This window comes from Planococcus sp. RAB007_Raresut (assembly GCF_057369535.1).
In genome coordinates, this window is record NZ_JBXYIF010000189.1 from 1 (window position 1) to 254 (window position 254).

The window sequence follows — 254 nt, forward strand, 5'->3', positions numbered from 1 at the left end:
TTTTATTGTAAACGCTTTTCAAATTGATTACTATCAATCGTTACCTCGATTGATTGCCAGGTCTATAAAACATATTCATTCATTTAAAAAGTTATACATTTTAGGACCTGAACTTTCTCTTTCAATTTTAAAACGAAGTACAAAAACAATTTATGTAAAACAGTTGCTTGATTATGAATATATTAATGTTGAACAAGATCCTGATTTTGTAACGAATCAATGTATCACATTACTTGAAGAAGGACATATTTTGT

General features: G+C 26.8%; 1 pseudogene. It reads left to right on the forward strand.

The features are described 5' to 3' along the window. Positions 1 to 254: pseudogene (locus AC2Q9J_RS18235) on the forward strand (hypothetical protein); the annotation flags it as partial.